Source organism: Streptomyces sp. NPDC049585 (assembly GCF_040675615.1).
Taxonomy (GTDB): domain Bacteria; phylum Actinomycetota; class Actinomycetes; order Streptomycetales; family Streptomycetaceae; genus Streptomyces; species Streptomyces luteosporeus.
The window spans coordinates 99,440-121,194 of the sequence record NZ_JBFAPE010000021.1 but is presented as its reverse complement, the minus strand read 5'-3'; the positions used below and the strand labels follow the sequence as shown (position 1 = coordinate 121,194).

Below are 21,755 nucleotides of genomic sequence, written 5' to 3'. Positions count from 1 at the left end.
GGGGCGCGGGGAACTGCGCGATCGGCCAGCGACGGCCCGCAGCTGACACACCACCCCGAGGGGCCGACTGCGGGCACGTCGTGGCTTGTCGCGCAGTTCCCCGCGCCCCTTCGGGGCGCACCGCATCCGGCCGATTGGGCGTTGCGCGCCTTGTGCGCGTCCGTGGCCTGTGCCTATCTTTCTGTCCGTCATACAGGGCCGCGGAGAGGCCTGCCGATCAGCCTTTGCGACCTTTCGGCCGGGTGTGGGCCGGGAGGCCGCCGACGTCGTCGGCGGAGGGTGACGGGCGGGATCGACGAGCGATCCCCCTCCCCGGGTCCCGGACCGGCCGTACGCGCGCGTGAGCCCCGCCGGCGTCATCCGGCGAGCGGGCCGCGTCCCGCCGGGCCGTGCCCGTACCCCAGCCCACCCCCGGACACCTCGCCGTGCGCGTGCCCGAACGGCGCACCGCCGAGCACCCGCGCCCGCGCGGCCCGAAGGAGCAACGTGTTAAAGGACCTGATCCCGCCCCCCGGCCCGCCCCGCGGCCTCGCCCTGGCCCAGCTGGTGTGCCGCATGGGGGACGGGGCCTACAACATCTGTGCGGCACTGTTCTTCACCCGGATCGTCGGGCTGTCCCCGTTCCAGATGAGCCTGGGCCTGACCATCGGCTGGTCGGCGGCGCTCGTGCTGAGCGTGCCGCTGGGACACCTGGCCGACCGCATGGGCCCCCGCGGCACGGCGGTCGTGCTGTTCGTGTGCGCGGCCCTGTCCGTCGCCTCCTTCACCTTCATCACCTCCTTCGTGCCGTTCGTCGTCGCCTCCTGCGCGTACGCGGTGAGCCAGCGCGGCGGCTCGGCGGCCGAACAGGCCCTGCTCGCCGGGCTGGTGCCCAAGGAGCAGGTCACGCGCGTGCGGGCGTACGTGCAGTCCAGTTTCAACGCGGGCATGACGATCGGCGCCGGCCTCGGCGGCCTCGTGCTGCTCTTCGACCGGCGCGGGGCGTACTACGCCGCCTTCGTGCTGAACGCCCTCGCCTTCCTCGTCGCCGCGTTCGTCCTCAGCCGGCTGCCGGCCGTGCCGCCCGTCCCGGCGGCCCCGCGGGACGGCGCCGGGGCGACGGCGAAGCCGGGCGGCACCTCGGTCTTCCGGGACGGCCCGTACGTCCTCATCAGCGTGCTGAACACCGTCCTGCTGCTGTACGTCCCGCTGGTCAGCGTCGCCCTGCCGCTGTGGATCAGCGAGCACACCGCGGCCCCGGTGTCGCTGCTGTCCGTGATGCTGATGCTCAACACCGTGGTGGTGGCCCTCTTCCAGGTGCGGGTCTCGGACGGCGTCAAGGACCTCGCCTCCGCCGCGCGCTACCTGCTGCTCGGCAGCGTCCTGCTGGGCGCGGCGTGCCTCGCGTTCGCCTTCTCCGCCGCCGGGGACTCCGCCTGGACGGCGGGAGCGCTGCTCGTCCTCGCCGCCGGGCTGATGGTCGCCGGCGAGATGATGCAGGCCGCCGGGGAGTGGGAGGTCAGCTTCGGCCTCGCCCCGAAGGGCAAGACCGGCCAGTACCAGGCGTTCTTCGGCAACGGCATCACCGTCGCGGAGATGCTCGGCCCGCTGGCCCTGACGGGCCTGATCGTCTACTGGGGCGCCCCCGGCTGGATCTTCCTGGGCGTGCTGTTCGTCGTGACCTCCGCCGTGATGGCCCCCGTCATCCGCTGGGGCGGCCGGCGGCGCGCCGAGCTCGACCGGCCGGCAGCGGGCCCCGAGCCGGCCGTCGCCGACCGGGTGTGACCCTCCGGCGGACGCAGTGGGGCCCCCGTCCTGACGGACGGGGGCCCTTTCCGCCGAGTGTGAGTGACGTGCGGAGCGAGAGACCCTCGGAACGTCTCTCAGCTGCAGCTGCCGCCGCACTGGCAGGAGCCGCCGCTCTGGCAGCCGCACGAGCATCCGGGTCCACACTGACAGCCGCTCATTCGGAAACCTCCTCGAAGGTGTCTGTCTTCTCCCTCAGTCAACGGCCGCCCGTTGCGACCGTCAATGCCCGTCGCGTACGTATGTACGGGCATGAGGGGCGCGCAGGAGCACGACGGAGCGCGCGTGCTGCCGACGCGCGCCGTGCGAGCGGACTGCGGCGAGACTGGGGCGAGCGGACTGCGGCGAGACTGGGGCGAGCGGACTGCGGCGAGCGGACTACGGCGCTTCGAGGGCGCCCTGCTGGCCGCCCGGCTGGGTGGTGAGCTCGTCGGCGTGCTCACCGGTCACCAGGTACACCACGCGCTTGGCCACCGAGACCGCGTGGTCCGCGAAGCGCTCGTAGTAGCGGCCCAGCAGGGTGACGTCGACCGCCGTCTCGATGCCGTGCCGCCAGCGGTCGTCCATCAGGTGCTGGAAGAGCGCGCGGTGCAGCAGGTCCATCGCGTCGTCGTCGTGCTCCAGCTGCAGCGCGAGGTCCACGTCCTTGGTGATGATCACCTCGCCCGCCTTGGCCATCAGGCGCTGCGCGAGCTGGCCCATCTCCAGGATCGTCGCATGCAGGTCGCGCGGCACCGCCGACTCCGGGAAGCGCAGCCGGGCCAGCTTGGCCACGTGCTGGGCCAGGTCGCCCGAGCGCTCCAGGTCCGCGCTCATGCGCAGCGACGTCACGACGATCCGCAGGTCCGTGGCCACCGGCTGCTGGCGGGCCAGCAGGGCGATCGCCCGGGCCTCCAGGTCCCGCTGCAGGTCGTCGACCTTGGCGTCCGCCGCGATGACGGACTCCGCCAGCTTCAGGTCCGCGTCGAGGATCGCCGTGGTGGCGCGCCCGATCGCGGAGCCCACCAGCCGGGCCATCTCGACCAGGCCCTCGCCGATCGAATCCAGCTCCTCGTGGTACGCGTCCCGCATCTGTCGACCTTCTCTCGCTCGAGTACTGCCCTGACCGCCGGGAACCGCATCCGGTACCTCTCGGACGGCCAACGCTCCCCACGGTCCGGCCGCAACGCGACGGCTGCCGTCCCCCGGAGTGAACCACCACTGACCTGAAGGTGAACTCTCGGCAACGTGTGTTCGAGACGCCCCCCATTCGGCTGTGGGAGGGCCCGTTCCCCCGCATAACCTGGAGACATGAACCTGGACGCGGCCGTCGCCGCAGCGGCAGCGATCGCCGGAGTGTGCACCGGCGTGATCGCCATGCTGGCGTTCCGCTGGAGCGAGCGCGACCAGGCCAGGCCCACGCGCACCTCCCTGCACACCGACGCCGTCCTGCCGCCCGGCGTGGACACCGTCCTGTCCGTCCTGCGCTCCTCCGCCGTCGTCCTCGACGAGGCCGACACCGTGGTCAAGGCCAGCTCCGCCGCCTACGCCCTCGGGCTGGTGCGCGGCGGCAAGCTCGCCGTCGAACCGATGCTGCAGATGGCCCGCGACACCCGCCGCGACGGCGAGATACGCCAGGTCGAGCTCGACCTGCCGCGCCGCGGCACCGGCCGCGGCGACGCGCTGGCGGTCTCCGCCCGCGTCGCCCCGCTCGGCTCCCGGCTCGTGCTGCTCCTCGTCGAGGACCTCACCGAGGCCCGGCGCATCGAGGCCGTCCGCCGCGACTTCGTCGCCAACGTCAGCCACGAGCTCAAGACCCCCGTCGGCGCGCTGTCCCTGCTGTCGGAGGCCGTCATGGACGCGAGCGACGACCCCGAGGCCGTCACCCGCTTCGCCGGCCGCATGCAGATCGAGGCCACCCGCCTGACCAACCTCGTCCAGGAGCTCATCGACCTCTCCCGGGTCCAGAACGACGACCCGCTGGAGGACGCCGAGCCCGTTCGCGTCGACGAACTCGTCGCCGAGGCCATCGACCGCTGCCGCCACCAGGCCGGCACCAAGCAGATCACCATGGCCACCGGCGGCACCGCCGGCCTGTACGTCTGGGGCAACCGCGGCCAGCTCGCGGCCGCCCTCGGCAACCTGGTCGAGAACGCCGTCAACTACAGCCCCGCCCGCACCCGCGTCGGCATCGCCGCCCGCAAGGTGGCCGCCCCCGGCGGCGACCTGATCGAGCTCGCCGTCACCGACCAGGGCATCGGCATCTCCGAGAAGGACCGCGAACGCGTCTTCGAACGCTTCTACCGCGTCGACCCCGCCCGCTCCCGCGCCACCGGCGGCACGGGCCTGGGCCTGTCGATCGTCAAGCACGTCGCCGCCTCGCACGGCGGCGAGGTGACCGTCTGGAGCGCCGAGGGCCAGGGCTCCACGTTCACCCTGCGCCTGCCGGAGGCCGGCGCGAGCCGCGAGCGCGACCGCGCAGGCCGGGGCACCCGGGCCACCCGCGAACGCAACCGCCCGCTCATCGGCCCCGACGCGGCGGACTTCGTCGACGACGCGCCCCACGATCCCCTGCCCGCGCCGGGGGCGCACCGGTGACCACCGGCGCCGCCTCCCCGTTCCATCCCACGCCGTCTGGGCCGAAGGCCCGACCGGAGGTCGAACTGTGACACGAGTGCTCGTCGTAGAGGACGAGGAATCCTTCAGCGACGCCCTGTCCTACATGCTCCGCAAGGAGGGCTTCGAGGTGGCCGTCGCGGCCACCGGGCCGGACGGGCTGGACGAGTTCGAGCGCAACGGCGCCGACCTCGTCCTGCTGGACCTGATGCTGCCGGGCCTGCCCGGCACCGAGGTCTGCCGGCAGCTGCGCAGTCGCTCGAACGTTCCCGTGATCATGGTGACGGCCAAGGACAGCGAGATCGACAAGGTCGTCGGCCTGGAGATAGGCGCGGACGACTACGTCACCAAGCCGTTCTCCTCACGCGAGCTCGTCGCCCGCATCCGCGCCGTCCTGCGCCGCCGCGGAGAGCCGGAGGAGGTCGCTCCGGCCGCCCTGGAGGCCGGCCCGGTCCGCATGGACGTCGACCGGCACGTGGTGACCGTCGCGGGCGCCAAGGTCGACCTGCCCCTGAAGGAGTTCGACCTCCTGGAAATGCTGCTCCGCAACGCCGGCCGCGTGCTCACCCGCATGCAACTGATCGACCGTGTCTGGGGCGCGGACTACGTGGGCGACACCAAAACGCTCGACGTCCACGTCAAGCGCCTCCGAGCCAAGATCGAACCGGACCCGGGCGCCCCGCGCTACCTGGTGACGGTGCGGGGCCTGGGCTACAAGTTCGAGCCGTAGCCCGGCCCGCCCCGGGCCGGCGGCCTGCGCCCCGGCCGGCCCGCGCCGTCCCGGTCGCCTGTGCCCCGTCAGGGGCGCCCGCACCCCGGGCCGGCAGCACGGCGCGCCCCGTCAGGGGCGCGGGGAACTGCGCGACAAGCCACCGACGGCCCGCAGTCGAACGCGCCACCCCGGGGCCAGGGGCACGGCACCGCACCTGCGGGCGCGTCGTGGCTGATCGCGCAGTTCCCCGCGCCCCTACGGGGCACCGCCCGAGGGCGAGCTCGTACGGAACGGGCCGGGCCCGGAAGCTGATCGCTTCCGGGCCCGGCCCGTTCGTGTCAGTGGCCCGCGTGCTGCGGCTGCGCGGCAGCGCCCGGCTTGGGCTGCCCCGAGGGGCTCGCGGAGGCGGACGCGGACGCGGAGGCGGAGGCGGACGCCGGCGCACCCGAAGGCGCCCCGGGCTCGCCGGAGGCGCCCGGCTTGGACTGGGCGGGGGCCTGCTCCGGGCCCCACTCCTTGAAGTAGCTCGTCGCCGGGACGACGAACGCGGCGATCTTGACGTCACCCGTCGAGCTGAGGTTGAAGGTCAGCGGCTGGCTCGCGCCGTCCTTGATGCCCTCGCGGCCCTTGGGCAGTACCGCGGACGCGTTGCCCTTACCGCCGAGCAGCACCGAGCCGCCGGCCGGGACGACGACGTCGCCGGCGCCCTTGGCGGACGTGAGCTTCACGGCCACGTCCTTGCCGGGCAGCTTGATCGAGCGGAGCGTCTGGTCCTTGCGGCCGTTGTTGAAGATCTGGCCGGTGATCACGGCGGGGCCCGTCGTGTCCTGGTTGGGCTGCGTGATGACGGTGATGTTCTGCAGCTTGATGTCGCCGACCGAGGTGGCGGCGTTGTCCGGCTTGACCTCCAGCGTCTGCGCGTCGTTGCCCGCCGCGCAGGCGGAGAGCGAGGCGATCGAGAGCACGAGGGCGGAAGCGGCGAGTGCGCCGCGTCGAAGGCTGCTGCTCACGGCGGCGGCATCTCCTTGGACGAGGTACGCGTACGGGGTACGCACGAGATAAGGGTTGTGTCAGCGGGGTTAGGTTACCGAGCCGTCCGACGGCCGCTGCACCCGACCCGCCCCCATGGTCAACTCGCGCCCCGGCCGGGTGCGCGACCGAATATCGGCGGTCGGCCGATCTCGCGACATGGGTGAACGCGGGGATCGCCGATGCGGGTGTTTATCGGCAATGAATGGGAGGCGTATGGGGAAGGAGTTCCGGAATTGATCAAGTTCGGTGTGATCAATTCCGGACGGCGGGGCGCAGAAGACCCGTGCGCCCCGAACGGAGTACGCGAAGTCCGCCGACCGGACCCCGGCAAAACGGGACGATCGGCTGCCCGTGGAGCCCGTCCGACGGGCGTAACGTCCGCGTTTCGCCCCGCCCGCAGATGCGCTCCCACCTGCGAATACCTGCTTCCGGAAGGGCCCCGCAGCACGTCCCGGTCTCTGTTGTCAAGCCCCGAGATATGCCCTGACCTGCGGAAACGCCATTCAGAACGGGCGGGCCCCGTGTTAGACTGGATAGCCACGGAAGGGGTACCTGTCACATGACGTTCAAGGTTGGCGACACCGTGGTCTATCCCCATCACGGGGCCGCGCTGATCGAGGCCATCGAAACTCGCCAGATCAAAGGCGTGGACAAGACCTACTTGGTGCTCAAGGTCGCCCAGGGTGACCTGACGGTTCGAGTGCCGGCGGACAATGCAGAGTTCGTCGGCGTTCGCGATGTGGTCGGCCAGGACGGGCTCGACCGGGTCTTCGAGGTGCTGCGCGCGCCCTATGCGGAAGAGCCGACCAACTGGTCTCGTCGCTACAAGGCAAATCTCGAGAAGCTCGCGTCCGGCGACGTGATCAAGGTCGCCGAGGTCGTCCGCGACCTGTGGCGGCGCGAGCGTGAGCGCGGCCTGTCCGCGGGCGAGAAGCGCATGCTCGCCAAGGCCCGTCAGATCTTGGTGAGCGAGCTCGCCCTCGCGGAGAACACCAACGAGGACAAGGCCGAGGCCCTGCTCGACGAGGTCCTCGCCTCCTGACGCACAGGTGCCGGTGGCCTCGCCGCCGCCCGGACCGGATGTGAAGAAGTGCCGCGGTGCCCGCGTGACGACGTTCCGTCGTCCGACGGGCGCTGCGGCATCTTCGGCTCCGGTCGCATTCAGTGGAACCAGTGGCTCGAAGCGTGCCGGGCCCGGGCAGCCGGCCCGGCCAGTCGTCACGGAAGGGGCTGGTCGGGGCATCGTGCCCGGCAGGCACGCTGAGGCCATACCCAAATCGGCCGAGGAAGCAAACCTGAACGCCAACGCAATGTCCGAGCGACACTCCGCGCCCGCCCCCGCCGTGCCGGGGCGCACCGCCGCCGTCATTCCCGCCGCCGGCCGTGGCGTCCGCCTGGGCCCCGGCGCGCCGAAGGCCCTGCGTGCCCTGAGCGGCACGCCCATGCTCGTGCACGCGGTGCGTGCGATGGCGGCCTCCCGGGCCGTCTCGCTCGTCGTCGTGGTCGCCCCGCCGGACGGTGCCGCCGAGGTGCGCAACCTCCTGGACGCCCATCCCCTCGCCGACCGCGACAGCACCCGTACGGATGTCGTGGTCGTGCCCGGCGGCGCCACCCGGCAGGAGTCGGTGCGACTCGGCCTGGCCGCGCTGCCCGACGACGTCACCGCCGTCCTCGTCCACGACGCCGCCCGGCCGCTGGTGCCCGTCGACACCGTCGACGCGGTCGCCGCCGCCGTGCGGGAGGGGGCGCCGGCCGTGGTGCCGGCGCTGCCGCTGGCCGACACGGTCAAGCAGGTCGAGCCGCGTACGGGCGAGCGGGCCGGGGAGCCCGAGCCCGTGGTCGGCACGCCCGAGCGCGCGCTGCTGCGGGCCGTGCAGACGCCCCAGGGCTTCGCCCGGGCCGTGCTCGCCGAGGCCCACGAGAAGGTCGCCGTGGACGGCGAGGGTGCCACGGACGACGCGGGCATGGTCGAGCGCCTCGGCGTGCCGGTCGTGGTGGTGCCCGGGCACGAGGAGGCGTTCAAGGTGACGCGGCCGCTGGACCTGGTCCTGGCCGAGGCCGTGCTGGCGCGCAGGAGGGCGAACGATGGCTTCTGAGGCGAGGCCGCTGCTGCCGCTGGTCGGCATCGGCACCGATGTGCACGCCTTCGAGGAGGGCCGCGAGCTGTGGTGCTCGGGCCTGCTCTGGGAGGGCGCGAGCCACGGGCTGGCCGGCCACTCCGACGGTGACGTGGCCGCACACGCGGCCTGCGACGCGCTGTTCTCGGCGGCGGGCCTGGGCGACCTCGGCGCACACTTCGGCACGGACCGGCCCGAGTGGTCGGGGGCGTCCGGGGTGACGCTGCTGGCCGAGGCGGCGCGGATCGTGCGGGAGGCCGGCTTCGGCATCGGCAACGTGGCGATCCAGGTGATCGGTGTGCGGCCGAAGATCGGCAAGCGGCGCGAGGAGGCGCAGGAGGCGCTGTCGGCGGCGGTCGGCGCGCCGGTGTCCGTCTCCGGCACGACGACGGACGGGCTCGGCCTGACCGGCCGTGCGGAGGGCCTGGCGGCCGTCGCGACGGCTTTGGTGTACCGCAGCGCCCCATAGGGGCGCGGGGAACTGCGCGATCGGCCACTGACGGCCTGCAGCCGACGCGCCACCCCGGCACCTCCACCTGCGGGTGCGTCGTGGTCGCTCGCGCAGTTCCCCGCGCCCCCTTGCGGGGCGCTCGGTTTCGGGGAGGGGGTCGGTGGGGGAGGGATCCACGGACAACCACCCCCACCGCACCGCCCCCCCGGGAGGGCCGCCGTGTCCGCCGTACTGTCCGAGGACCTGAAGAAGTACATCGACGACAACCCCGCCTTCGCCAGCATCGCCACGATCCAGCCCGACGGCAGCCCGCAGCTGTCCGTCACCTGGATCAAGCGCGACGGCGACGACCTGCTGCTGTCCACCACCGTGGGGCGTCGCAAGGAGAAGAACCTGCGTCGCGACCCGCGGATCACGGTGCTGATCAACCCGCCGAACGCGCCGTACACGTACGCGGAGATCCGCGGGATCGTCGAGATCACCACCGAGGGCGGCGACGAGCTCATCAACGAGCTGGCGCAGAAATACACCGGTAAGGATTACGCGGACTTCAACCCCGCGGCCAAGGACGACGCCCAGCGCGTCGTCGTGCGCATCACGCCGCGCAAGGTCGTGGGCTCGCTCTGAGCCGCGTCCGGCCCGTCCGTCAGGCGCCGTCCGCCGTGGCGGCGCCGACGGGGTCGGGCCCGGGGGCCGACCGGTCGAAGCGGCGCGGTTCCTTCAGCAGCGGCAGCCCGGCCGACTGCGCGGGGGCGGCGGGCCGCTCGGTGCGGCGCAGTTCCTCCAGCCCGGTGCGCAGGGCGGCCCGCATCCGCCGGCCCAGCGGCTTCTCCACGAAGCGGTGCATCAGCCAGGCGGCGCCCAGCATCACCACGATCAGCCCGGCGACCAGCAGCGGCGCCGGCACCGTCGTCCGCAGCGCGTAGATGACGGTCATGCCGATGTACTGGTGCAGCAGGTACAGCGGGTACGTCAGCGCTCCCGCCGTGCCCAGCCAGTTCCAACGCACCCGGTCGAAGGTGCCGAGCGCGACCAGGGCCATGACCGCGAAGATGACGAAGACGCCGATCTGGGCGGGCAGGAGTGCCGTGGCGTGGTTGGCGTTGTCGTGCACGCGCTTGGCCACGTGGTGGTTGGCGATCAGGTAGGAGATGCCGACGATGCCCCACAGCAGTGCCGTCGGCTTGAAGCGGCGCATCAGGTAGAAGGAGATGCCGGCGACGAAGTACGGCTCGGCGAAGGGCATGGCCCACATCGTGAGCAGTTTGCTGTCCGCGGTGGGGCTGACGGCGGCGGCCACCGTCCACACCCCGCAGAAGACGACGCACCGGCGGTAGGTGACCCCGCGGGCGACGACGAGGGCGAAGAGCAGGTAGAACTTCAGCTCCACCCACAGTGTCCAGTAGACGCCGTCGACGTCCCACACGCCGAGCCCGGTCTGGAGCATGGTGAAGTTGGTGAAGACCGTCTCCGGGCCCGCCACCGAGCGCACCTGCGGCCACAGCAGGACGACGCCGCCGGTGAGCACGATGGCCACCCAGTAGGCCGGGTAGATCCGCGCGGCGCGGGAGACCAGGAACTCCCCGGCGGTGCGGCCCCAGGTGCTCATGCAGATGACGAAGCCGCTGATCAGGAAGAAGGTCTCGACGCCCAGCCAGCCGTAGCGGGTGAGGGGCTCGAGGGTGGGGAACAGCTGCCGCGGATCTCGGTGCCAGCCGCCGCTCAGGCTCGTGTAGTGGTACAGCACGACCATGAGGGCCGCGAGGAGCCGCAGTCCGTCCAGGATGTGGAGCCGGGGGGTGTGCCCGCGGTCCGTGCCATCCGTCCGGACGCCCGCGGTCGCGCCGCCGCTGGCGAAACGCATGTCGTCCTCTCCCGTCGGCGTGGAGCCCGTCGGTGTCTGGGTCACGCAGCATGCTGGCACAACCACGGTGCGTGCCGAGGGACTGTTGGAGGGGAGGACTCCGGGTGGACGGCGGGTTTTCGCCCGTAGGACACGCCGCGTCCGCCGAACGGACGTACCACCGGCGCGGTGCTGACACCGGGTGTGCGACGGCGCCCGGCCGTGGGGCCGGGCGCCGGTGGGGACGAGGGGTTCAGGGGGTCAGATGCGCTCGCGCGCCGTGCGCATGTCGGCCAGGGCGCGGTTCATGCCGCGCTTGACCAGGCGGGCCAGCGGCCGCTCCCAGAAGCGGTGCAGCAGCCAGGCGGCGCCGAGCATGGCCGCGATCAGCGCCGGCACCAGCACGTACTGCGACAGGTACGGCTCGGTGTGCTGGATGACGACCCAGCCGATGCGCTCGTGCAGCAGGTACAGCGGGTACGTCAGGACGCCCGCGGTCGACAGCCAGCCCCAGCGGATGCGGCGCGTCCAGCCCAGGGCCACCGCGGCCATCGCCAGGAAGAAGAGGGTGAGCAGCATGGTGGTCGGCCACTCGGGGACGTTGCGGCCGATGTACTTCTCGGCGTGCGTCTGCGCCTGCATCAGGAAGTGCTGGCTGATCAGGTAGCAGGAGGCCACGACGAGCCACAGCACCAGGTTGGGGCCGTAGCGGTACATCAGGTAGAAGGCGATGCCCGCGATGAAGTACCAGCAGTCGTCCGGCAGCAGCAGGGCGTCGAGCACCGGCACGTTCACCGTCGTCGCGAAGGCCGCGGCCAGGCCCCACACCACGCAGAAGCCCAGGGCGCGCCGGTAGGTCAGGCCCTTCCAGACGACGAGGGCGAAGAGCAGGTAGAACTTCAGCTCCACCCACAGCGTCCAGTACACGCCGTCCACGGGCGTCACCTTCAGCGGCTCGTGCAGCATGGTGAGGTTCACCGTGATGTCGCCGAGCTTGGGCACGTTGTTGATCCCCGGCCAGATCACGGAGACCAGTGCGGTGGCGATCACGGCGAACCAGTACGCCGGGTAGAGCCGGGTCACGCGCGAGGAGGCGAATTCGCCGACCGTGCGGCCCCAGGCGCTCATGCAGATGACGAAGCCGCTGATCAGGAAGAACAGCTCCACGCCCGCCCAGCCGTAGGAGGCGGGCCACGACCCGATCGTGAAGATCTGGGCGACCGGTTTGGACCAGGCGCCGGCGTTGAAGGCCATGTAGTGGTAGAGGACGACCATGAGGGCCGCGAGCAGCCGCAGCCCGTCGAGGGCCGCCAGTCTTTCCTTGGCAGCTGCCGGTCGAGCGGGCGCCGGGACAGGGCGCTGTTCCTGCTGCCGTTGCTGCACCGTCACAGAGGACTGCAACGTCCCTCCTGAGTCCCGTGGCCGGGTTCCGCTGGTCGTACCACCGGTCAATGCACCGGTGAGCTCGCCGTCCCGCCGGGTGGCGTGACGCCCGGCGAAGCTACCATGCGGCTCTTTATCATGTGCAGATAGTAAAGAGACGTCAAAGAAGGCGGGCAGGTTCCGCGGAATGTATCCCTCCGCTGCAGCAGACCCGCAAACCCTGGCTTTCCGGCCTTTCGGCGGGGCGAGGCACTGCCCACGGCCCACTACCCTGGTTCCGTGACCATTCGCCTGTATGACACCAGCGCCCGGCAGATCCGTGACTTCTCCCCGCTGCGGCCGGGCTGCGTCTCGATCTACCTGTGCGGCGCGACCGTGCAGGCTGCGCCCCACATCGGACACATCCGGTCGGGTCTGAACTTCGACATCATGCGCCGCTGGTTCGCCCACCGCGGCTACGACGTCACCTTCGTGCGCAACGTCACGGACATCGACGACAAGATCCTCGCGAAGGGCGCCGAGCAGGGCCGCCCCTGGTGGGCGATCGGCTACGAGAACGAGCGCGCCTTCAATGACGGCTACGCCGCCCTCGGCTGCCTGCCGCCCACCGTCGAGCCCCGCGCCACCGGCCACGTCACCGAGATGGTCGAGATGATGCGCGGCCTGATCGAGCGCGGTCACGCCTACGTCTCCGACGGCAACGTCTACTTCGACGTGCGCTCCTTCCCCGGCTACCTGGAGCTGTCCAACCAGGAGCTGGACAACCTCCTGCAGCCCTCCGGCGAGGGCGAGACCGGCAAGCGCGACCCCCGCGACTTCGCCATGTGGAAGGCCGCCAAGCCGGGCGAGCCGTCCTGGGAGACCCCCTGGGGCCGCGGCCGCCCCGGCTGGCACCTGGAGTGCTCGGCGATGGCCCACAAGTACTTGGGCGAGGCCTTCGACATCCACGGCGGCGGCCTGGACCTGATCTTCCCGCACCACGAGAACGAGATCGCCCAGGCCAAGGCCTTCGGCGACGCCTTCGCCTCGTACTGGCTGCACAACGCCTGGGTCACCATGAGCGGCGAGAAGATGTCGAAGTCCCTCGGCAACTCCGTCCTCGTCTCCGAGATGGTCAAGCAGTGGCGGCCCATCGTCCTGCGCTACTACCTCGGCACCCCGCACTACCGCTCGATGATCGAGTACAGCCCGGAGGCGCTGCGCGAGGCCGAGGCGGCCTTCGCCCGCATCGAGGGCTTCATGCAGCGCGTCGTGGAGCTCGCCGGCCCGGTCGAGCCCGCCGACGAGGTGCCCCCGGCCTTCGCCGAGGCCATGGACGACGACTTCGGCGTGCCCCAGGCCCTGGCCGTGGTCCACACCGCCGTCCGCCAGGGCAACTCCGCCCTGACCGCCGACGACAAGGACGCCGCGGTCGCCCGCCTGGCCGAGGTCCGTGCCATGCTCGGCGTGCTCGGCCTCGACCCGCTGGACGCGCAGTGGGCCGGCGCCGACGGTGGCAAGGGCGAGGAGCTGCACGGCGTGGTGGACTCCCTGGTCCGCCTGGTGCTCGACCAGCGCGAGGCCGCCCGCACCCGCAAGGACTACGCCACCGCCGATGCCATCCGCGACAGCCTCCAGCAGTCCGGCCTGGTGATCGAGGACACTCCCTCCGGCCCGCGTTGGACCCTGTCCTGAGGGACACTTTCGTACGTACGTCTAAGAGGAGCCGCCTCCCACGCGGCTCCGAGCAGTGAAGAAACAGGTGACCCCCATGGCCGGCAACAGCCAGCGCAGGAACCGCCGCACGTCCAACAAGAAGGGCGCGACGGTCGGCAGCGGCGGCCAGCGGCGCCGGGGGCTGGAGGGCAAGGGCCCGACCCCGCCCGCGCACATGCGCAAGGGACACAAGAAGAACCGCGTGGCCAACGCCCAGGCCAAGCACGCCGCCCGCCGCCCGGCCCCGCGCCGCGGCGGCCCCAAGGGCACCAACGAGCTGGTCGTCGGCCGCAACTCCGTCGTCGAGGCGCTGCGCGAGGGCGTGCCGGCCAACACCCTGTACGTCCAGCAGTTCGTCGACAGCGACGAGCGCGTGCGCGAGGCGCTGCAGCTGGCCACCGAGCGCGGCATGAACCTCATGGAGGCGCCGCGCCCGGAGCTCGACCGCATGACCAACGGGCTCAACCACCAGGGCCTGGTCCTGTCGGTGCCGCCGTACGACTACGCGTACCCCGAGGACCTCTCCGCCGCCGCCCTCGACGACGGCGAGGACCCGCTGATCGTCGCCCTCGACGGCATCACCGACCCGCGCAACCTCGGCGCCGTCGTGCGCTCCGTCTCCGCCTTCGGCGGCCACGGCGTCGTCGTCCCCGAGCGCCGCGCGGCCGGCATGACCGCCAGCGCCTGGAAGACCTCCGCCGGCACCGCCGCGCGCACCCCCGTCGCCCGCGCCACGAACATGACGCGCGCCTTGGAGGGGTACCAGAAGGAGGGCCTGATGGTCGTCGGCCTCGCCGCCGACGGCGACGTCGAGCTGCACGAGCTCGACGTCCTCGACGGCCCCGTCGTGATCGTCGTGGGCAGCGAGGGCAAGGGCCTGTCCCGCCTCGTCGGCGAGACCTGCGACTACCGCGTGCGCATCCCGATGCCGGGCGGCGCCGAGTCGCTCAACGCCGGTGTCGCCGCCGGCGTGGTGCTCTACGAGGCCGCGCGCCGGCGCGCACAGCGCTGACACCGACGTCGGACACCTCCGACGACGCACATCGACGACGTTTCGGGCGGCCGGGGACGATCTCCCCGGCCGCCGTGCGTTTGGCTGATGATGTTGACGGGTCTCGGACACATCCAACCGGTCAAGGCAGTGTCCTAACCTCCGGTCACTCGGTTAGATGAGTGTGGACACCAGAACACCCCGCACACCTACGGGGGGAAGCTCTTCCGGGTACGACGACCAGCCCGCGCTGAGTACGGTGAAGGTGCCGTCGGATCCGGCGCAGGTCATCGTCAACCACATGAGCTTCCGGGTGCAGCTCGCCCGCCCCCCACGCACCACCCGGCCCTTCGCCGGGGGAGCGGATTCGGCGCTGCCCACCGCCAAGAGCGCGGCCAGGCGCCGCGCCCCCGTGGTGTGGAGCGGGCGGACGGGGCCGGGCGACGCCTCCACCCAGCTCCTGGAGGCCGTCAGGGACTCCGGCGCCCCCCTGCACGCCGGCGGCGACGCCGGCGCCACGCAGGTCCTGCCCCGCATCGCCGTCGGCGACGACGCCCCCACCACCGTCATCGGCCCCCGCGGCCCCGCCGAGGCCACCGGGTCCCACCCCCGCCTCCTGGACGGGGTGCGTCCCACCGGCAGCGCGTACGACGAGGACGCCGGGGCGCACGGTCCGTACGAGGACTACCCGGACTACGACGCCGAGCACGACGACGACGAGGAGCGGCGCGGCCGGCAGGGCGACCCCCTGCGCCACGCCTACTACCCCGGGCGCCGGATGAACCTCGGCGTCGTCCTGCTGCCCCTGCGGATCTTCCTCGGCCTCAGCTCGGTCTACGCCGGCATGGGCAAGCTGTGCGACCCCGCCTACTTCGACGGCGGCAGCCGCCGCGGCTCCATGGTCAACTGGCTGCGGCACCTGCACCCCTGGAGCGCCGCCGAGCCCCTGCGGGACTTCGCCCTCGCCCACCCCATCGGCTCCGGCCTGACGGTGGCCTTCCTGCAGATCGTCGTCGGCGTCCTGACTCTCTTCGGCCTCTGGCAGCGGCTCGCCGCCGCCATCGGCGCCCTGCTGTCCGCCGTGCTGCTGGTCACCGTCAGCTGGCAGAGCGCCCCCGTCTACGACGCCCCCGACATCATCTACCTGGCCGCGTGGAGCCCCCTGGTGATCGCCGGGGCCCCGTTCTACTCCATCGACGGCCGGCTGGCCGGCGAGGCCTGGCGGCGGCTCGGGCCGCGCGCCGAGTTGTGGGCGCTGCGCCGGCGGGTGCTGCGGCGGGGCACGGTCATGGCGACCGTCGTCATCGGTCTGGCGCTGCTCACCGGCTCGATGCTCGGCGGCGCCGTCCGCTCCTCGCGGGTCGCCGAGACCCCGGGCACGCCCACGATCCCGGCCAACAGCCTGCCCGGCTCGCCGCTGCCGCAGTCGCCGTCGTCCTCGGCGCGGCACGGCTCGCACGGCCCCTCCGCCTCCGGGACGCCCAAGCCGGGCGCGACCCACAAGCCCGCGGTGCCCGGGGCCACGCCCTCGGCGGCGCCCGGCACCCGTACGCCGGCCGGTTCGGCCGGGGCCACGGGGGCCGGCCCGGGCAGCACCGGCAGCGTCCGCCCGGCTCCGCAGAGCCCGCACCAGGCCCCGGCCCCCGCGGCCCCGCCGCACAGCTCCTCGGGCTCGTCCACGGGCGGCACGAGCGGCACCGGCGCCGGCAGCGGCTCCAGCGGCCCGGGCAACGGCTCCGGCGGCGGCGCCCTCGGCGGCCTGCTGGGCTGACACCCGCCGCCCCATAGGGGCGCGGGGAACTGCGCGATCGGCCACCGACGGCCCGCATTCGACATGTGCGGGCCGTCGGTGGCTTGTCGCGCAGTTCCCCGCGCCCCTACGGGCGCTTAGCGGGCCAGCTCCTTGGCGGCCTCGGTGAGGTCCTTGGCCGTGTCGATGGCCCGCCAGTACGCGCCCTGCGGCAGCGGGAAGCCCGCCAGCCGGCGCTCACGGGCCAGTCGGGGGAACGTGGTGCGCTCGTGGTCGCCCCGCTCCGGCAGCAGCGCCGTGAAGCCGGGGGCGAAGACGTACACGCCCGCGTTGATCAGGTACGGGGACGGGGGCGCCTCGATGAAGTCCAGCACGTGCCCGAACTCGTTGGTCTCCACCGCGCCCCAGGGGATGCGGGGACGGGCCAGCGCCAGCGTGGCCAGGGCGTCGCGCTCGTGGTGGAAGGCCGCCATCTCGCGCAGGGAGAAGCGGGTCCAGATGTCGCCGTTGGTGGCGTACCACGGCTCGTCGGGCCGGGGCAGGGAGGCGGCGGCGTACTTCAGGCCGCCGCCCCGGCCGAGCGGTTCCTTCTCCACCACCGTCGTCACGCGCAGCGGCAGGTCGGCCGAGGCGAGCCAGTCCTCGAGGACCTCGGCCAGGTGGCCGCAGGAGACGACCGCGTCCGTCACTCCCTCGGCCGCCAGCCAGGCGAGCTGATGGCCGATGATCGGGACCCCGGTGCCGGGGATCTCGACCATCGGCTTGGGACGGTCGTCCGTGTAAGGGCGAAGCCGTGATCCTTGGCCACCGGCCAGGATCACGGCTTGGGTCGGATACGGGGAGGGCTGCGTGCCGGTCATGCTCCGCACGATATGCCGTGCCGCGAGCGGAGCCGTCGCCGGTGGCCCGCCCGGAGCCGTGGACCGTCAGTGGCCACCCTGGACGACACCGGCCGCGAAGGCCGTGTCGCAGACGGGGCGGGCGTAGGACTGCGCCTGCTTGACCGAGCGGTACTTCTTGACCGCGGCCTGGCCCAGGGCGCGGGCGATCTCCACGCAGTGCTGGGCCAGCGAGGGGCGGCCGTTGGTCGCCTCCTGCAGGTGGGTGAGCGCGACCCCGGGGTTCTTCTCCTGGAGTTCGCCCAGCAGCCGGTCGCGCAGGACCTCGTGCGGGGCGCGCGCCTTGGCGACGGTGGAGGCGTTCTCCGAGGATGCGGTGAGCACCTGCGACTCGGCGTTCGGAGCGGCCCAGGGAACGCGCGTGACCGCGAGGGTCCCCGAGAGCACGAGAACGACCGGGAGGACGAGAGCGAGAGTTCTGCCGATGCGGCGGGCGGCCTGGTTCATGCCGCAGATGGTAGCGAGGGGTAATGGGCGCGCGACATTTAGTCACCCGGTCGAGGGATGTCGTCGGGAGGCGATATGACGACCGCGTTGACGCACGCTGGTCGAAATGGGTGATCTGCCAGGGTATTTTCCCGTGCGATCACCGGGCCGGCGCAGACGCATACCCCACGCCGCCCGGTCCGCACACATGGCGTAACGCATGGTGTACGGAGCGCGGGCGGCGCGGGGTTCTGCGGGGGTGGCCCGGGTCAGTCGCTCAGGCGCTCGCCGGAGGACGTGGAGAACACGTGCAGCTCGCCCGGGCGCGGCACGACGTGCAGCACCGAGCCCTTCTCCGGCACCCGGCGGCCGTTCACGCGCACCACGAGGTCCTGCTGCGCGCCGCCGACCTCGGCGGTGCCGTAGACGTAGCCGTCGGCGCCGAGCTCCTCGACGACGTTGACGGTCACGGCCACGCCGGCCGGGTCGTCGGCGGACTCCTTGCTCAGTGAGCGCGCGGCCTCGCCGTTCTGCTCCACGACGTCGAAGTGCTCGGGGCGCACGCCGACGGTGACCGTGCGGTCGCCCTTGTCGGCGGCGGTGGTCAGCGCCTCGCGGGAGACGGGCACCACGCTGTTGCCGAACTTCACGCCGCCGTCGGTGATCGGCACCTCGACGAGGTTCATCGCGGGCGAGCCGATGAAGCCCGCGACGAACAGGTTGGCCGGGCGGTCGTACATGTTGCGGGGGGAGTCGACCTGCTGCAGCAGGCCGTCCTTGAGGACCGCCACCCGGTCGCCCATGGTCATCGCCTCGACCTGGTCGTGCGTGACGTACACCGTCGTGATCCCCAACCGCCGCTGCAGGCTCGCGATCTGCGTACGGGTCTGCACGCGCAGCTTGGCGTCGAGGTTGGACAGCGGCTCGTCCATGAGGAACACCTGCGGCTCGCGCACGATGGCCCGGCCCATGGCCACGCGCTGGCGCTGACCGCCGGAGAGCGCCTTGGGCTTGCGGCCCAGGTACTCGGTGAGGTCCAGGATGCGGGCCGCGTCCTCGACCTTCTGCCGGATCTCCGCCTTGGGCACGCCGGCGATCTTCAGCGCGAAGCCCATGTTCTCGGCGACGGTCATGTGCGGGTAGAGCGCGTAGTTCTGGAACACCATGGCGATGTCCCGGTCCTTGGGCGGCAGGTGGGTGACGTCGCGGTCGCCGATGCGGATCGCGCCGGAGTCGACGTCCTCCAGCCCCGCCAGCATCCGCAGCGAGGTGGACTTGCCGCAGCCGGAGGGTCCGACGAGGACCAGGAACTCCCCGTCCTCGATGGTGATGTCGAGCTGGTCGACGGCGGGCTTCTCGGCGCCGGGGTAGATCCTGGACGCCTTGTCGTACGTGACCGTGGCCATGGTGGTGTGGTGGTCCCTTCACCGGCAGGAACGTGCCGGACGATCCGTTGTAGAGGGAGTGGTCCAGTCCAATAGGACGGGAGTGCTGGTGACGGTACCCGGGCGGCAAGCGCTTGTCAGCAGGTGGCGGGTCACAATGCGGGTGTGGGTAGACTGCGACACGCACGCCGCCTTAGCTCAGCTGGTAGAGCACCGCTCTTGTAAAGCGAAGGTCGTCGGTTCGAGCCCGACAGGCGGCTCTCTCCCCACCTACACGAAACCGCAGGCCCCTCCCCGAGGGACCTGCGGTTTCGGCGTTCTCGCCGGATCGCTACGCGCGGATCCGCTCGCCCGCTTCGGCCGACCGGGCGGCCTCGCCCTGCGGCTCGTCCTGGTGACCGGGCCACCAGGCCTTGTGGCCCAGCAGCGAGGTGACCGTCGGGACCAGCAGCATCGCCATGATGAAGGCGGTGAGCAGGATGCCGAAGCCGACGGCGAAGCCCATCTGCTGCAGCATCGAGTTGTCGGCCAGGATCAGCACGCCGAAGGTGCCGGCGAGGATGATCGCGGCCGCCGAGACGGTCGGCGTGGACTGGGCGACCGCCGTGCGGACGGCCTCCCGGGCCGGGATGCCGCGGCGCACCTCCTCGCGCAGGCGGGCGACCATGAGGATGTTGTAGTCCGTGCCGATGGCCACCACGAAGAGGTAGACGATCACCGGCAGCATGAACAGCAGGCCGTTCTCGCCCTTGTAGTCCTGGAAGAGCCAGACCGTGGAGCCGAGGGTGGCGCCGAAGCCGAGGGCCACGGCGATCATCAGGTACCACGGGGCCACCAGGCTGCGCAGCAGCAGGCCGAGGATGACCATGATCGCGACGCCGGCGACGGGGAAGACGACCCGGTAGTCGTGGCCGACCGCGTCCTCGATGTCGGCCAGCACCGCGGAGGTGCCGCCGACGAGCGCCTCGGTGCCCTCGGGCGCCGCCTTGTGGCTGGTCTTGCGCAGATCGCCGCCGGCCAGGTCGATGGCCTCGTCCGAGGTCGGCGCGTACTTCAGCACCACGCGGTACTGGGCGACGCTGCCGTCGGGGTTGGCGACGGCCGGGGCGACCGGGGAGGTCACGCCCTCGATGCCCTCCAGCTTGCCGCGGAACGCCTCGATCTCGGCGGGCTTGAGGCGGGAGCCGTCCTTGCTCTTGAGGTAGACCATGGCCGGGTCGGACTGGCCGGCGGAGAAGCCGCGCTGCATGTCCTTCATGGCCTGGACCGACTCGAGCTTCTGCGGCATCTGGCTGCTGGTGTCGAACTCCGCCTTGAAGCTCAGGGCGCCGACCGCCAGTACGGCCAGGACGGCGGTGGAGAGCACGGCGACGATGCCGGGACGGCGGGCGACGAGGTCGCCCACGCCGTTCGCGAAACGATTCCGCGGGGTCTTCTTCCACGCCTTCGACGGCCAGAAGGCCGCCCGGCCCAGCAGCGAGAACACCGCCGGCACCAGGGTCAGCGCCGCGACCAGCGTCACGGCAACGGCGATGGCCAGGGACGGGCCCATCGCCCGCATCATGCCCATCGTGGACAGCAGCAGCGCGAGGAAGGCCGCGATGACGGCACCCGCCGCCGAGGCGATGGTCTCGCCGACGCGGGCGACGGCCTCCACGAGGGCCTGCTTGGGCTCCTGACCGGCGCGCAGGTGCTCGCGGTAGCGGAAGAGCAGGAAGAGGATGTAGTCGGTGCCGACGCCGAAGAGGACGACGATGAGGATCGCCGTGATCGAGGCGTCCGCCTTCAGACCGCCCACCTCGGCGGCGGTGCCGATCAGACCCGTGGCGACGGTGGCCACGATACCGATGATGATCACCGGCATGATGGCGATCAGCGGGCTGCGGAAGATGACCAGCAGCAGCACGATGATCAGCAGGAACGTCGCCGACATGACCATCGAGTCGGTGTCGCCGGACGAGTCCTTCGAGTCCAGCGCCTGCGCGGCCGGACCGGTGAAGCCCAGCTTCAGCTGGGTGCCCTTGAGCAGTTCCTTGGCGTCCTCGCGCAACGCCTTGACGGAATCGGGCAGTGCGTCGTCGAAGCTGTTCTTGGTGGTGGGATAGACGTTGGCCAGGGCTATTTCCCCGTTGGGGGAGACGGCCTGCTCGTTGGTGACCACCTTGGCGATCTTCGGACGGTGCTTGGCGTCCAGACCGCTCGTCACCTTCGCGACGTCACGCTTGTCGGTCTCGGACAGCTTCCCGCCGTCGGACCGCTGGAAGACACCGATGGCGGTCGGCTGCTCGGTCTGCGGGAACGCCTTCTGCGTCAGATTCCCCACCTGCACGGATTCATAGTGCGAAGGCAGGAACTCGGTCTCGTCGGTGGTGGACTTCAGGCCAGGGGCCAGCATGGCGAGCGCCACGGCTGCAATGATCCAGCCCGCGATCGTGAGCCAGGGCCGGTGGACGGCGAACCGCCCGACTCCTCGGAACATGATGCTCCTTCAACTTCCTTTTCCGCGCGTCGTTCGCGCTCTTGCTTCTCGTCGTGCAAATGGGCAGGGTTGTGCGCCGACCCCCTCCTTCGGACGGGACCGGCTTTTCGACGGGCGTGCAGCACGGGCATGAACACGCTAGGGATGCGGGTTCCCCGGAGACAACAAAGTTCTGCGGAATCAGGGGTAAATCGATCCTGGGGATGAGGGCC

General features: G+C 71.8%; 18 protein-coding genes and 1 tRNA gene. 11 read left to right on the top strand and 8 right to left on the bottom strand.

All coding sequences use genetic code 11. The features are described 5' to 3' along the window. Nucleotides 1–486: 486 nt before the first annotated feature. Nucleotides 487–1,764, top strand: a complete 1,278-nt coding sequence (locus AB0K17_RS21625; protein WP_365983902.1) for an MFS transporter — start codon at nucleotides 487–489, stop codon at nucleotides 1,762–1,764. A 399-nt stretch (nucleotides 1,765–2,163) separates the two neighbouring features. Here AB0K17_RS21625 and phoU read toward each other — a convergent pair whose 3' ends face one another. Continuing rightward, nucleotides 2,164–2,856 (bottom strand): phosphate signaling complex protein PhoU, encoded by a 693-nt coding sequence (gene phoU, locus AB0K17_RS21620; protein ID WP_365983901.1) that lies wholly within the window; start codon nucleotides 2,854–2,856, stop codon nucleotides 2,164–2,166. A 219-nt stretch (nucleotides 2,857–3,075) separates the two neighbouring features. On the opposite strand from phoU, the gene AB0K17_RS21615 reads away from it, so the two are divergent. Both AB0K17_RS21615 and AB0K17_RS21610 read left to right on the top strand, forming a co-directional pair. Continuing rightward, the gene (locus tag AB0K17_RS21615) at nucleotides 3,076–4,362 is read left to right on the top strand and encodes an ATP-binding protein (protein ID WP_365983900.1); all 1,287 of its coding nucleotides are present in this window, start codon (nucleotides 3,076–3,078) and stop codon (nucleotides 4,360–4,362) included. Nucleotides 4,363–4,429: 67 nt separating this feature from the next. Next, nucleotides 4,430–5,110 (top strand): response regulator transcription factor, encoded by a 681-nt coding sequence (locus AB0K17_RS21610; RefSeq protein ID WP_365966232.1) that lies wholly within the window; start codon nucleotides 4,430–4,432, stop codon nucleotides 5,108–5,110. Between the two features lie 320 nt (nucleotides 5,111–5,430). Here AB0K17_RS21610 and AB0K17_RS21605 read toward each other — a convergent pair whose 3' ends face one another. After that, nucleotides 5,431–6,102, bottom strand: coding sequence for a DUF461 domain-containing protein (locus tag AB0K17_RS21605; protein WP_365983899.1), 672 nt, complete (start codon nucleotides 6,100–6,102; stop codon nucleotides 5,431–5,433). Nucleotides 6,103–6,683: 581 nt separating this feature from the next. Between AB0K17_RS21605 and AB0K17_RS21600 the strand changes: the two genes are divergently transcribed. The 4 genes from AB0K17_RS21600 (at nucleotide 6,684) to AB0K17_RS21585 (ending at nucleotide 9,319) form a co-directional block, all read left to right on the top strand. Beyond that, on the top strand, nucleotides 6,684–7,166 hold the full coding sequence (locus AB0K17_RS21600; protein ID WP_003953493.1) for a CarD family transcriptional regulator: 483 nt from the start codon (nucleotides 6,684–6,686) through the stop codon (nucleotides 7,164–7,166). A 268-nt stretch (nucleotides 7,167–7,434) separates the two neighbouring features. Beyond that, nucleotides 7,435–8,220 carry a 2-C-methyl-D-erythritol 4-phosphate cytidylyltransferase gene (gene ispD / locus AB0K17_RS21595; protein ID WP_365983898.1) on the top strand — a complete coding sequence of 262 codons (786 nt, stop codon included), beginning with the start codon at nucleotides 7,435–7,437 and terminating at the stop codon, nucleotides 8,218–8,220. Then, nucleotides 8,210–8,710: a 2-C-methyl-D-erythritol 2,4-cyclodiphosphate synthase gene (gene ispF, locus AB0K17_RS21590; RefSeq protein ID WP_365983897.1), complete on the top strand. Its 501-nt coding sequence runs from the start codon at nucleotides 8,210–8,212 to the stop codon at nucleotides 8,708–8,710. Before ispD ends, ispF begins: the two co-directional genes overlap by 11 nt. Before the next feature lie 201 nt (nucleotides 8,711–8,911). Next, entirely contained in the window at nucleotides 8,912–9,319 is a 408-nt protein-coding gene (locus tag AB0K17_RS21585) for a PPOX class F420-dependent oxidoreductase (protein ID WP_365983896.1), read from the top strand. Between the two features lie 19 nt (nucleotides 9,320–9,338). Here AB0K17_RS21585 and AB0K17_RS21580 read toward each other — a convergent pair whose 3' ends face one another. Next, the gene (locus AB0K17_RS21580; protein ID WP_365983895.1) at nucleotides 9,339–10,556 is read right to left on the bottom strand and encodes an acyltransferase; all 1,218 of its coding nucleotides are present in this window, start codon (nucleotides 10,554–10,556) and stop codon (nucleotides 9,339–9,341) included. Between the two features lie 240 nt (nucleotides 10,557–10,796). Then, on the bottom strand, nucleotides 10,797–11,936 hold the full coding sequence (locus tag AB0K17_RS21575; protein ID WP_365983894.1) for an acyltransferase: 1,140 nt from the start codon (nucleotides 11,934–11,936) through the stop codon (nucleotides 10,797–10,799). A 261-nt stretch (nucleotides 11,937–12,197) separates the two neighbouring features. Between AB0K17_RS21575 and cysS the strand changes: the two genes are divergently transcribed. The 3 genes from cysS (at nucleotide 12,198) to AB0K17_RS21560 (ending at nucleotide 16,375) form a co-directional block, all read left to right on the top strand. Further along, nucleotides 12,198–13,592, top strand: a complete 1,395-nt coding sequence (gene cysS / locus AB0K17_RS21570; RefSeq protein WP_365966239.1) for a cysteine--tRNA ligase — start codon at nucleotides 12,198–12,200, stop codon at nucleotides 13,590–13,592. 76 nt (nucleotides 13,593–13,668) lie between these two features. Beyond that, entirely contained in the window at nucleotides 13,669–14,625 is a 957-nt protein-coding gene (gene rlmB / locus AB0K17_RS21565; protein ID WP_365966240.1) for a 23S rRNA (guanosine(2251)-2'-O)-methyltransferase RlmB, read from the top strand. 157 nt (nucleotides 14,626–14,782) lie between these two features. Next, on the top strand, nucleotides 14,783–16,375 hold the full coding sequence (locus AB0K17_RS21560; RefSeq protein WP_365966241.1) for a DoxX family membrane protein: 1,593 nt from the start codon (nucleotides 14,783–14,785) through the stop codon (nucleotides 16,373–16,375). Between the two features lie 116 nt (nucleotides 16,376–16,491). On the opposite strand, the gene AB0K17_RS21555 is transcribed toward AB0K17_RS21560, so the two are convergent. The 3 genes from AB0K17_RS21555 to ugpC form a co-directional block, all read right to left on the bottom strand. Further along, the gene (locus AB0K17_RS21555) at nucleotides 16,492–17,214 is read right to left on the bottom strand and encodes a nucleotidyltransferase family protein (protein WP_365966242.1); all 723 of its coding nucleotides are present in this window, start codon (nucleotides 17,212–17,214) and stop codon (nucleotides 16,492–16,494) included. Between the two features lie 66 nt (nucleotides 17,215–17,280). Then, nucleotides 17,281–17,700 carry a hypothetical protein gene (locus tag AB0K17_RS21550; protein WP_344432560.1) on the bottom strand — a complete coding sequence of 140 codons (420 nt, stop codon included), beginning with the start codon at nucleotides 17,698–17,700 and terminating at the stop codon, nucleotides 17,281–17,283. Nucleotides 17,701–17,948: 248 nt separating this feature from the next. Then, nucleotides 17,949–19,085: a sn-glycerol-3-phosphate ABC transporter ATP-binding protein UgpC gene (gene ugpC, locus AB0K17_RS21545; protein WP_365966243.1), complete on the bottom strand. Its 1,137-nt coding sequence runs from the start codon at nucleotides 19,083–19,085 to the stop codon at nucleotides 17,949–17,951. 166 nt (nucleotides 19,086–19,251) lie between these two features. On the opposite strand from ugpC, the gene AB0K17_RS21540 reads away from it, so the two are divergent. Then, nucleotides 19,252–19,324, top strand: a tRNA-Thr gene (locus AB0K17_RS21540). Between the two features lie 71 nt (nucleotides 19,325–19,395). On the opposite strand, the gene AB0K17_RS21535 is transcribed toward AB0K17_RS21540, so the two are convergent. Further along, nucleotides 19,396–21,543: an MMPL family transporter gene (locus tag AB0K17_RS21535; protein WP_365983893.1), complete on the bottom strand. Its 2,148-nt coding sequence runs from the start codon at nucleotides 21,541–21,543 to the stop codon at nucleotides 19,396–19,398. Nucleotides 21,544–21,755 lie beyond the last annotated feature (212 nt).